The 11,814-nt window shown below is 28.8% G+C and carries 14 protein-coding genes and 1 pseudogene; 4 read left to right on the plus strand and 11 right to left on the minus strand.

What is annotated here, in order from left to right; translation table 11 throughout:
• Positions 1-99 precede the first annotated feature (99 nt).
• From LJD34_RS09585 to LJD34_RS09600, 4 genes and pseudogenes are all read right to left on the minus strand, one after another.
• Positions 100-957 (minus strand): YitT family protein, encoded by an 858-nt coding sequence (locus LJD34_RS09585; RefSeq protein WP_117347278.1) that lies wholly within the window; start codon positions 955-957, stop codon positions 100-102.
• Between the two features lie 108 nt (positions 958-1,065).
• Positions 1,066-2,274 (minus strand): annotated as a pseudogene (locus tag LJD34_RS09590) (ammonium transporter); the annotation flags it as partial.
• A gap of 19 nt (positions 2,275-2,293) precedes the next feature.
• Positions 2,294-2,632, minus strand: coding sequence for a P-II family nitrogen regulator (locus LJD34_RS09595; RefSeq protein WP_022000849.1), 339 nt, complete (start codon positions 2,630-2,632; stop codon positions 2,294-2,296).
• 144 nt (positions 2,633-2,776) lie between these two features.
• Positions 2,777-3,199, minus strand: a complete 423-nt coding sequence (locus tag LJD34_RS09600; protein ID WP_175301816.1) for a hypothetical protein — start codon at positions 3,197-3,199, stop codon at positions 2,777-2,779.
• A 98-nt stretch (positions 3,200-3,297) separates the two neighbouring features.
• On the opposite strand from LJD34_RS09600, the gene LJD34_RS09605 reads away from it, so the two are divergent.
• Together LJD34_RS09605 and LJD34_RS09610 are read left to right on the plus strand one after the other, a co-directional pair.
• Positions 3,298-3,936 (plus strand): hypothetical protein, encoded by a 639-nt coding sequence (locus tag LJD34_RS09605; protein ID WP_032091634.1) that lies wholly within the window; start codon positions 3,298-3,300, stop codon positions 3,934-3,936.
• 64 nt (positions 3,937-4,000) lie between these two features.
• The gene (locus LJD34_RS09610; RefSeq protein ID WP_022000852.1) at positions 4,001-5,236 is read left to right on the plus strand and encodes a 6-phosphofructokinase; all 1,236 of its coding nucleotides are present in this window, start codon (positions 4,001-4,003) and stop codon (positions 5,234-5,236) included.
• A gap of 155 nt (positions 5,237-5,391) precedes the next feature.
• Here the strand turns inward: LJD34_RS09610 and LJD34_RS09615 are convergent, their stop codons facing one another.
• A complete protein-coding gene (locus LJD34_RS09615; RefSeq protein WP_227359749.1) occupies positions 5,392-6,141 on the minus strand; it encodes an exodeoxyribonuclease III in 750 nt (249 codons plus the stop codon).
• 101 nt (positions 6,142-6,242) lie between these two features.
• Between LJD34_RS09615 and LJD34_RS09620 the strand changes: the two genes are divergently transcribed.
• Positions 6,243-6,701 carry a TspO/MBR family protein gene (locus tag LJD34_RS09620; RefSeq protein WP_032091636.1) on the plus strand — a complete coding sequence of 153 codons (459 nt, stop codon included), beginning with the start codon at positions 6,243-6,245 and terminating at the stop codon, positions 6,699-6,701.
• On the opposite strand, the gene LJD34_RS09625 is transcribed toward LJD34_RS09620, so the two are convergent.
• The 4 genes from LJD34_RS09625 to LJD34_RS09640 are packed head-to-tail and all read right to left on the minus strand — an operon-like array spanning position 6,688 to position 9,342.
• Positions 6,688-7,080: an MG284/MPN403 family protein gene (locus tag LJD34_RS09625; RefSeq protein WP_032091637.1), complete on the minus strand. Its 393-nt coding sequence runs from the start codon at positions 7,078-7,080 to the stop codon at positions 6,688-6,690. The genes LJD34_RS09620 and LJD34_RS09625 overlap by 14 nt on opposite strands.
• A 48-nt stretch (positions 7,081-7,128) precedes the next feature.
• Positions 7,129-7,863 (minus strand): tyrosine-protein phosphatase, encoded by a 735-nt coding sequence (locus tag LJD34_RS09630; RefSeq protein WP_118306724.1) that lies wholly within the window; start codon positions 7,861-7,863, stop codon positions 7,129-7,131.
• Between the two features lie 14 nt (positions 7,864-7,877).
• Positions 7,878-8,522 carry a TatD family nuclease-associated radical SAM protein gene (locus LJD34_RS09635; protein WP_032091639.1) on the minus strand — a complete coding sequence of 215 codons (645 nt, stop codon included), beginning with the start codon at positions 8,520-8,522 and terminating at the stop codon, positions 7,878-7,880.
• Position 8,523: 1 nt separating this feature from the next.
• Positions 8,524-9,342: a pyridoxamine kinase gene (locus LJD34_RS09640; RefSeq protein ID WP_227359750.1), complete on the minus strand. Its 819-nt coding sequence runs from the start codon at positions 9,340-9,342 to the stop codon at positions 8,524-8,526.
• Positions 9,343-9,441: 99 nt separating this feature from the next.
• On the opposite strand from LJD34_RS09640, the gene LJD34_RS09645 reads away from it, so the two are divergent.
• On the plus strand, positions 9,442-10,050 hold the full coding sequence (locus LJD34_RS09645) for a peptidylprolyl isomerase (protein WP_119362941.1): 609 nt from the start codon (positions 9,442-9,444) through the stop codon (positions 10,048-10,050).
• Positions 10,051-10,062: 12 nt separating this feature from the next.
• Here LJD34_RS09645 and LJD34_RS09650 read toward each other — a convergent pair whose 3' ends face one another.
• Both LJD34_RS09650 and LJD34_RS09655 read right to left on the minus strand, forming a co-directional pair.
• The gene (locus LJD34_RS09650) at positions 10,063-11,400 is read right to left on the minus strand and encodes an MATE family efflux transporter (RefSeq protein WP_227359751.1); all 1,338 of its coding nucleotides are present in this window, start codon (positions 11,398-11,400) and stop codon (positions 10,063-10,065) included.
• Positions 11,390-11,812, minus strand: coding sequence for a MarR family winged helix-turn-helix transcriptional regulator (locus tag LJD34_RS09655; protein WP_032091643.1), 423 nt, complete (start codon positions 11,810-11,812; stop codon positions 11,390-11,392). The genes LJD34_RS09650 and LJD34_RS09655 overlap by 11 nt, the downstream gene beginning before the upstream one ends.
• Positions 11,813-11,814 lie beyond the last annotated feature (2 nt).

The raw sequence follows: 11,814 nt of genomic DNA on the forward strand, positions 1-11,814 counted from the left end.
ACTGAAAATCCTCGTGTCGGTGGTTCGATTCCGCCCGGAACCACCATTTTTTTATTTGATTTTACTTACACAAAAAAAGGCATCATTTTGATGTCTTTTTTATAATCTTTTTTCAAACCCTCCATGAACCATTGGACCTTGTGCTAATGTAACAAAGGCTTTGGGATCTAATGAAGAAACAATTTTATTAAGTTGTTGAATTTCATATTTATTGATTGCCACATAAAGAATTTCTTGATCTGTTTCCGTATAAGCGCCTTTACCCATCCAATAGGTAACTCCTCTACCCATTTGTTTCATAATTGCTTCTTTAATTTCTTTATTCTTTGTAAATATTAAGACCGCTACATTGATATTTTGTAGATGGAACTTATCTGCTGTTGTATAAAGAATTGCTACAAAGACAATTGAATACATAATAATTTTAATATCATAAATAAATAAACATATTCCAAACAAAACAACATTAAATATTATAGAAAGCTGCCCTGCTTTAAAATCTGGATTTTTCTTAACTAAACAAACTGTCGCAATATCAATACCCCCACAGCATCCACTACTTCGAAGTGCAAGTCCTACTCCTATTCCACAAATAATAGCCGCAAAAGCAACATTTAATAAAGCATCTTCAACAATCGGTTCTTTGATTGCTGGAAGAATGGATAGTAATACCGTTTGGATAATTAAAGAAATAATTGTTTTAAAACAAAATTCTTTATTCATTATTTTATATCCAAAAATAAATAATGGAATATTCATTAATAAGTTGATCATTCCTAATGTATTCAATGATTTTGGTAAAACTAAAAACTTATGTATAAAATAATCAATTAATTGAGCTAAACCAATCATTCCCCCAAAGTTGATTTGATTTGGTGTCACAAACAACCAAATACCTAGTGTCAACAATGTTGAACCTAAAACTAAATAAAAATATTGTTCTAATCTTTTACTCATATACTCCCCCTCACCCATGAAAAGTATAATCTACTTTGCTTATTTCTACAATAAAAAAGAGTCAATTTAATGACCCTTCAAAAATTATTTTTTAATATATTCTGGATAAGCTTCACATCCATGTTCTTCTAAATCAAGACCAATGATTTCTTCTCTTTCAGATACACGTAATCCAAAGATTTTTTTGATAATAAAGAAAGTAATTGTAATAGTAATCGCTGTCCAAATACCTACTGATAAAACACCTGTTAATTGTTTAATTAATAAATCAAATCCACCACCGTAGAATAAACCTGTTAAAGTACTTTCTGGTGCAGAAGTTGTCGCAAATAAACCAACAGCAATTGTTCCCCAAATACCATTGCAACAATGTACAGCAACAGCACCCACAGGATCATCAATGTGTAATTTATAATCTAAGAACCAAACTCCAAAGCAAACAAGTAATCCAGCAACAGCACCAATAATAATCGATCCTAAAACATCTGTGACGTCGCATCCAGCAGTGATTGCTACTAAACCTGCAAGTGAAGCATTTAAACACATACCAACATCAGGTTTACCATATTTGATCCAAGTAAAGATCAAGCAGGAAACAGTTGCAATGGCTGGTGCCACTGTTGTTGTTACGAAAATTGAACCAAGTTGTGGAACAGTTGTAGCCGCTGCCCCATTGAATCCATACCATCCAAGCCAAAGAATAAAGACACCTAAAGCTCCAGCAGTAATGTTATGTCCTGGAATCGCGTTAACTTTAACAACTTTTCCATTTTTATCTGTATCAAATTTACCAATACGAGGTCCTAAGATTTTAGCACCAATTAATGCAGAGATACCACCAACCATATGAATTGCACATGATCCAGCAAAATCATGGAAACCAAGTTGTGATAACCATCCACCACCCCAAATCCAATGCGCTTCAATTGGATAAATAAGTGCTGAAATAACTCCTGAATAAACACAATAAGATAAGAATTTTGTTCTTTCTGCCATTGCCCCTGAAACAATGGTAGCAGTTGTTGCACAGAACACTAAGTTAAAAACAAAGTTTGAAAAATCAAAGTTTGCATAACTTGTAAATATATCAAATCCTGGTTTACCAATAAAACCAAGTAAATCTTCTCCTAATAATAAACTAAAACCAATTAAAATAAATGTACATGTCCCAATACAGAAATCCATTAAGTTTTTCATAATAATGTTCCCTGTATTTTTTGATCTTGTAAATCCTGCTTCTACCATGGCGAATCCAGCTTGCATCCAAAATACCAGCGCTGTGCCAATTAGAAACCATACGCTAAATGTTTCACTCATAATAAATCCCCCTCAATTTTTATAATGCGTTTTCCCCTTTTTCTCCAGTACGAATACGAATCGCTTCTTCAACTGGATAAATAAAGATTTTTCCATCTCCTACGTTTCCACTTGATAAAGTTTCAGTAACTTTATCAACAATTTCTTGAACGATTTCATCTTTAACAACTGTTTCAACTCTTAATTTTGAAACAAGATTAACAGAATATGTGACACCTCGATATTGATGTGTATAACCCATTTGATTTCCAAACCCCATAATATTGGAAATCATCATACCTGTTACACCAGAAACTGTTAAAATATCTTTTAAATCTTCTAACTTTTCTGGTCTGATAATGATTTCAAGTTTTTTCATAAGTTTTCCCCCTTTTTTATTGATTTCCGTTCCCTTTTAGAAATCTTGACAAAAATATATCACGTTGATAAATTAGTGTCAATATAATTTTATTAATTTAATATTTTTTTATTACAATAAGAAAGTAAAAAAGGAGCCTCGCTCCTAATAGTAATTTCGTATAACATTTACCATATCTTCTATATAAAGTCTTGCATTATCAATAATAAGAGGATTGATTTCCTTTCTTTGATCAAAGGACATTTTAAAAGTATATTGTTCTCTCATAAGAGGTAATTGTTGATTTTGACAAAGATGAATTACTTTCATCAATCTTTTATTATTAATAAAAAAACAATTGATCAATGCTAGATTTTTTACATTTTGTCGGCTTAATGATTGTATAAATTCCAGCAACTGTTTATCTTTAAATAACGTATCATCAAACCCAATAACAAGTAAATCAACATCATGATCACTATGATAATGATTTAAATCTTGAGCATGTGTTTTGACCCACCTTGCCATTTCATCAGCGACACACTTTATATATTTAGATTTTGTTGTATAAACAATATCGATTTTCATTTCTATCACCTAATTTATTTTAATACAGAAATATGAACTAAAAATGTATTTAACTGTTAATAATTATAACAAAACCTATTGTTTATTTGGAGGATTCTATGAAAAAAATACTAAAAATTTGTATAATTTTATCTTTTACTTTTTTACTTACTGGCTGTGTAGACTGTTTAGTTTCTTTAAATTATTCTAAAATAAAAAAACCTACTCTTTATGGCGAACTTACAATAGAGCCTCAAATTTTAGAAAAATATAACATGTCTATTTCACAAATAAAAAAACAATTATTGGATCATGATTTTTTTAAAGATTGGACAATAAAAAAACAAACTGATTCTTCACTTTCGATAGAATCTCCTACTTCTTTTATTAAAGAAATTTCTACGCTTACAAAACAAAATAATAAGTATATTTTATCTATTGATATTCCTAAAAATATGCTTGATACTTCAGAATTGAATCATTATAAAAATACTTTACAACTTTTAAATTCCAGTAATGCTACCTGCTCTTTTAAAATTACTATGCCAGGTACAATTATTTCCAGCAATGTTGGCAAATATCAACAAAATGTAGTAACAATTAATCTCTTTGAACTTTTTATTGAAGAAAAAGCTTTATCTTTTCATATCATTTCAAAAAAAGAAAAAAATCATTTATTACTTTATTTTATAACTCTCATCATTTTACTTATTTTAATCATTACCCTTATTTTCATCAAAAAAAGACAAAAAGACTAGAAGATTACTTTTCTTTAATGCGGGTATTTGATAGAATAAAGGCGTTAAAGGAGACAAGAAGAATATGAAAAGAAACTGTATTATTGGACAATCTGGAGGACCCACAATCGCAATTAATGCTAGTCTTGCTGGGATTATTCATCGTGCTAAAGCATCTCAAGAATTTGAAAATGTTTATGGGATGATCAATGGTATCAAAGGTCTACTCGAAGGTAGATATATGGATTTATTAGAAGAATTTGATGATGGTGATAAAATCAATGCTTTAAAACAAACACCTGCCATGTATTTAGGTTCTTGCCGTTATAAATTACCTACTTTTCAAGATGACGAAGATACTTATGTTAAATTGTTTAGAATTTTAAAAGAATTAGAAATCACTGATTTTTTCTATATTGGTGGTAATGACTCAATGGATACTGTTATGAAATTAGATGATTACGCTAAATATATTAATAGTGATATTCATTTTATTGGTATTCCTAAAACCATTGATAATGACTTAATGGGAACAGATCATACACCAGGATTTGGTTCTGCCGCTAAATATGTTGCTGCTTCTATCTTAGAAGTTGTACATGATAGTTTAATTTATCAATTACAATCCGTTACAATCATTGAAATCATGGGAAGAAATGCAGGGTGGTTAACTGCCGCTGCTGCTCTTGCGAGAAATGAATATAATGTAGCTCCTGATCTTATTTATTTACCAGAAGTTGTTTTTGATAAAGATAAGTTTTTAGCAGATATTCATGAAGTCATGAAAAGAAAAAGATGTGTTGTCATTGCTGTATCAGAAGGTATTAGAGATCAAAACGGTCACTTCTTAGATGATGATAGTAAATACGCTAAAAAAGATGCTTTTGGACACGTCTTACATTCAGGAACAGGAAAATTACTTGAATCTCTTGTATTTAAAGAATTTGGATGTAAAGTTAGAAGTATTGAATTAAATGTTTTACAAAGATGTGCTATGCACATTGCTAGTAAAACAGATTTAAATGAATCATTTGTTATTGGTTCTAAAGCTATCGATAAAGCTTTAGAAAACGTTTCTGGTCATGTAATGGGATTTAAGCGTCTTTCTAATCATCCTTATGAAATCGATTATATTTCTACTGATGTAAGAGAAGTTGCTAACTATGAACAAAAAATTCCTGTAGAATGGATCAATGAAGAAGGAAATGATATTACTCAAGAACTATATGAATATTTATATCCACTTATTCAAGGTGAAGTACATGTTACTTATAAAGATGGTATTCCTTCTTATTACAGTTGTAAACATTTAGAAAAATAAAAAGAACTGCTACAAATAAACGTAGCAGTTTTTTAATGCTTTGCTTTAATATAATAATAACCAAAAATCGTTAGATCAATAGTCAAGGCAATAATAGAAATTGTGACTAGTGGTGAAACGTTAATCATTTGTATTATATTCATAATACACCTCCGCTAAAGATCTATTGTAAGAGTTACAGGACAATGATCACTTCCCATAATCTCTGTTTCAATTGTTGCATCAATAATCTTATCCTTTAAGCTATCACTAACAATAAAATAATCAATACGCCATCCCGCATTTTTTTCTCTTGCTTTAAAACGATAAGACCACCAAGAATAAACACCTTCTTGTAAAGGATAAAGATAACGATACGTATCGATAAAACCGTGATTTAATAACTGAGTCATTTTTTCTCTTTCTTCATCAGAAAAACCTGCATTTTTACGATTTGATTTAGGATTTTTCAAATCTATTTCTTGATGAGCAACATTTAAATCACCACATAAAATAATTGGTTTATCTAAACTTTCAAGATACGTTAAAAAATCATCTTCCCATTTCATACGATAAGATAGACGTTTGAGTTCATTTTGACTATTAGGAGCGTAACAAGTAATGACATAATAATTTTCAAATTCCAAAGTAATTAATCTACCTTCTTGATCATGTTCTTCTTTATTCATTCCATAAAAAACATTCAATGGTTTTTCTTTACTATAAATAAGTGTTCCACTATACCCTTTTTTAACAGCACTGTTTAAATAATAATGATACCCTTCAATCTCTAAATCTGCTTGACCACTTTGCATTTTAGTTTCTTGAACACAAAAAATATCTGCATCTAATTGATGAAAGCTATCTAAAAAACCTTTTTGTAAACATGCTCTTATTCCATTTACATTCCAACTTACTAATTTCATAATTACCTCTTTCTCCAATATATTCTATTATATAACATCTCATTCATGATTTGAACGTATATTTTTAAATAAATAGGGATATACTAAACTAGGTGAACATTATGAAAAAAAGAACATTCATTATTAGTTTGATTATTCCTTTATTAGTAGGTGCTATAAGCGCTTTTATCACAAATAATCAAATGGAAACATATAGCAATTTAAATACCCCCTTATTGGCTCCTCCAGGATGGTTATTTCCTATTGTCTGGACCCTTCTTTATATTTTGATGGGAATTTCTAGTTATTTTATTTATATCAGTCATGATCCTAAACGTGAAAACGCCTTAATTGTCTACTCTTTTCAATTATTTATTAATTTTTGTTGGCCACTTTTCTTTTTTAATCTTCATAATTATTTTCTTTCATTAATGATTTTAATAGCTTTGTTTCTTACTGTTATTTATATGTTGATCATTTTTAAAAAAATTAATCCAAAAAGTTTTTATCTAAATATTCCTTATATTCTTTGGTTATTCTTTGCTTTATATTTAAACTTTATGATTTTTATAAACAACTAAAATAGAACAAAGTTTCTTCCATGGCCCTTGTTTTAAGACGATAGTATGTACTTCGAGAATAATAATCGATCCACCAATCTTTACCAACTCTCTCTATAAATTCTTTTTCAATAATAACTTTACTCTCCATCGATAAACAATCTAAAATAAATTCAAATGTTGCAATAACTTTCTCTAATTCTTCTTTTAACACCAATTGATCATTCAATTGACTTCCTTTATCTTGATAATACGTCTTCTTTTCTTTAACAGTATCAAATTGAATCGCTGGATAAAAATTCCTTTCTTCTAAACATTTAAGTTGTAAAACAGCACGGTGATACTTTTTAAATAGATCTTCTAAAACATCTTGTTTTTCTTTAAACGTTAATGCCTTCATAAAAAAACCTCCTATGTTTATATATGACAATAGGAGGCCTTTTTTCTTTTAAATTATGAAATTTTCTTTAATTTCTTCAATTTCTTCATCACTAAAACCAATATTTAATAAATATCCTTTAGTACTACCATAATTTTCTCTTAAATACGCAATAAATTTCATCATCACTCTTGGATCAGAACCTAAGAATTTTTCATCTTCACTTGGCATCATTTCTTCCAATTGTTTGATCATTGCCATATTATTTTCATAAGATTCTGAATAATCTTTAACAATATCATATTCATGACATCCCGCTAGATCTAATAACATACATGCAATAACACCTGTACGATCTTTACCTGCAGAACAATTAAATAATGTACAGTCATAAGGATGATTTAAAAAGATATTAAATACTTTTTTAAATTGTTTTTTATTCGCTTCGATCATAAAAATATAAAAACCACTTAAATCTTGATAGTCTTTAATATCATTTGGTAATACTGACATATTTTCATTTTGTAGTAAATTAATATGATAATACTCTATATCTTTATACCCTTTTAAACTATGTGGTTGATGAACTAATTCATAATCACTTCTTAAATCAATGACAGTGCGAATACCATATTGATAAAATTGTTCTTTTAAATCATCACTGATCCCACTTGGACATGTACTTCTAACATATTTATGTGATTTTGTATAATATCCTTCTTGTGTTTCATAACCACCTAAATCCCTTACATTGGTCATTTTTCCTATATGAAGTAATCTTTCTTCACGAGATAATTGCATCATTTTTTCTTTCCTCACTAATCTTCAAATGGTCTTATTCTTAAAGTTACCCCAATATTTTGAGCAATCTGTTTACAAATTTCTACATCTTTTTCAGGAATTGTTGTATCAACAATCGTTAAAACAACATGAGGCACATAGGCTTTACATTTTTTAGCAAAATCTAATAATTCATCAAATGAATCAATTCCATATTGGCTTCTTGTAAGTTTTAAATAATCTTCTTTATTACTTGTATTTAAACTAATAGAAACAGTATCTAACAATCCTTTAAATTCAGGCGTAATATCTCTTTTATTATATAAAGAAGATAACCCATTGGTATTCACTCTTGTAGGTAGATCAGGTCTTCTTTCTTTTAAATACTTAGCAACTTTCATTAAATCATCATGTCTTATAAGTGGTTCACCAAAACCACAAAAAACAACTTCTTTGAAATCATTTAAATTATATTTTTCAAATTCTTGAATAATTTCATCAACCGTTGGTTCTTCTTTTAACCATAAGGAATTATTTTCAATCATTTCCTTTGTTTGTCTTAAACAAAATGTACATGAACATGTACAACGATTTGTCGAATTAACATAACATGTAATCCCTTTAGTACTTTCTAAATGTGCAATATCAATATAACTATTTTTATATAATGTATATAATATCATCTTAATCCCCCAATTCTTTTAATAATGGTTCAAAGCATAATCCCATATGTGGATGAGCATCAATGTCTACAGAATGTTGAATGCATTTAGAAGCAAAATCTGTTGATTTTTTAACAGCTTCTAAAAAATTTTGCTCTTTCAAATAGCTTCCTGCAATTACTGCAGAAATAACATCTCCTGTACCACTACGATCTTCTCCAATACGTTTCACATAGATTTTTTCAACTTTTCCATGATCATAAACAAAATTTAAAATTTGATGACCAATAGAAATACCCGTTACTACAATCATTTTTGGACCCATTTGACTTAATTTTTCACACATGCGCTTAAGTTCTTGCTCATTACTTGTTTCATGATAAGCTTCATCAATCAAAGCACACAATTCTGTTAGATTAGGTGTAACAATTGTCGCACAAGGCATGAGTTCTCTCATTTTTTCTTGCATTTCTTGCGTATAAGTCGGATAAAGTTTTCCATGATCACCCATGACTGGATCTACTAAAATAAAGTTTTTTTTTGTTTTAAAATCTTTAAAAAATTCTTTTACTATTTCTATTTGTTTCGCAGATCCTAAAAAGCCACTGCATATTCCATCAAAATCAATATTCATTTTTTTATATGTTTCAATATAATCATTCATCTTTGATGTATAGTCATCAAAAAAGAAATCTTTATGATATGTATTGATAGATAAAATTGCTGTTGGTACAAAAGCTGTTTCAATTCCCATAGCTGAAATAATTGGCAATTGACAGGCTACTGAACATCTTGATAATCCTGTTACATCATTTACTAATACAATTCTTTTTTCTCTCATCTTTAAAACCTCTTTCATGTATTTTAGCACAATCAAGTCTTATTGAGTATCTTTTTTTCATAATTCATATTTGTTATAATATTGAAAGAGGTGAAATGAATGAAAAAAATGCTAAAAGTACTTTTAGTTTTAATGACTGTTGTTTCCATTGCTGGATGTTCTTCTAAAACAACAACAGAAAAAGCAACTAAAAAAACAAAAACTTTATCAGGAAATTATCAAGTTGAAATTAAAGTTAAAGATTATGGAACAATTTATGCTGAAATTGATGCAGATACAGCACCAATTACAGTAACAAACTTTGTAAAGTTAAGTAAAGAAAAGTTTTATGATGGTTTAACTTTTCATCGTATTATTGATGGTTTCATGATTCAAGGTGGAGATCCTAAAGGAGATGGCACTGGTGGAAGTAAAGAAACAATTAAGGGAGAATTTTCAGATAATGGGGTAAAAAATCCTTTAAGTCATACACGTGGAGCTCTTTCTATGGCAAGAAGTCAAGATAACGATAGTGCTTCTTCACAATTCTTTATTGTTCAAAGTGATTCTACTTATTTGGATGGTCAATATGCTGTTTTTGGTTATGTTTATGAAGGCATGGACATAGTTGATCAAATTTGTAAAGATGTAAAAGTAGAAGATAATAATGGAACTGTAAAAAAAGAAAATCAACCTGTTATTGAATCGATTCGTTGTAAAAAGATATAATTAAAAAGAAGCTCAGGCTTCTTTTTTTAAGGCATTTTTTAATAATAAAACAGTAATAATAAACGCTGATAGATCCGCAACAGGGACAGCTATAAAAATACCATCTAAACCTATAATCGATGAAAAAATTATGATACAAGGAATTAAAATAATAATTTGTCTCAATAAATTTAAAACACTTGATATTTTTATCTTACCAATCGCTTGAAAATAGTTTGCACACATTACTTGTGCACCAATAAGCGGTAAACACATAAACCAAATATGTAAAGCATGGCTACATAATTTTACAACATCTGCTTCATCATTAAACATATAGACAATACTTTTTGTAAAAAATTGTACTGCGATAAAACCAATCAAAGCAATCATTGTAGCACCTATAATTGCATATTTTAATGTTTCTTTAACACGCTCCATTTTTAAAGCACCATAATTATATGAAATCAATGGTTGTTGACCTTGCATCAAACCAGTAATTGGCATCAAAATAAGTGTTTGAATGCTTGTAACAATACCAATAGCACTTAACGCTAAATCTCCACCATATTTAACAAGAGATGCATTCAAAATAATATTTAAAACACTATTCGATATTTGCATTAAAAATGCAGGTATTCCTGTTTGAATAATTTGTTTTGAAATATTCAACTGTAATTTCAATAAAGTTGCATTTAAAGGAATAATCGTTCTTTTTCCAAATAAAAATGCAAGTTGCCATAAAGCACTTAAAAACTGTCCACCAATCGTTGCAAAAGCAGCTCCTTGCATTCCCATATGGAAAATACAAATTAAAATATAGTCAAATAAAATATTAAACCCTGCTCCGATCAATTGTGAAATCATGGCATTTTTAGGATTTCCTTGAGCTCTAGAAAAATTATTTCCTGCCATTGCAATACATTGAAAAACAGCACCATATAAAATAATACTTAAATAATTTTCAGCATAAGGCAAAACAGTTTTTGAAGCACCTAATAAACGTAACATTGGTGCTAAAAAAACATTTCCTAAAATCATAAAGACTAGGCCTAAAATAATTGTTAAAGTTAGACCATTTCCCATATACTTCCCAGCTTCTTCCTTTTTACCTTGACCTAATGCTATTGAAAAACGAGTGGCTCCACCCATTCCAATCATTAAAGAAATGGCCATTAAAACAAGAGTTACAGGATAACAAATACTAATTCCTGCTAAACCAATTGCCCCCAATTCTGGAGCATTTCCAATAAACATACGATCAACGATATTATAAATTGCATTAACAAGCATTCCGATAATAGCTGGAATTGAAAATTCTACTAATAAAGGTAATATATTTTTAGTCCCCATCTTATTATCATTTTTCATACGTATCCTCCAAATTCATTTTCATTTTTAATAAAAGTTCTTCTAAAAGAATAAGCTCATTTTGATCAATATCTTTAATCATCATCTCTGTTGTCTCTTTAATAACATCTTTAATTTTAGGATATAATTCTTTTCCCTTAGAAGTTAAAGACAAAACATGATTTCTTTTATCTTCTTTTGAAGTTTTTTTAATAATAAATCCCTTATCTTCTAATGTTTTTAAAATTCTCGTAACTGCGCTTTTATCAATTTGTAATCTTTTATTTAAATCTTCTTGTTTGATATTATTTTCTTCATAAATAATTTTTAAAGTAATCGCTTGTCCATGGGATAAACCAAACTCTTTAAGTTGGACATTCATATAACTATTTTTTTGATTATGAAGAATAGAAATTAAGCGTGATAAATTCATAT

The sequence above is a fragment of the Faecalibacillus sp. MSK20_93 genome, from assembly GCF_020589945.1.
Taxonomy (GTDB): Bacteria; Bacillota_I; Bacilli_A; order Erysipelotrichales; family Coprobacillaceae; genus Faecalibacillus; species Faecalibacillus intestinalis.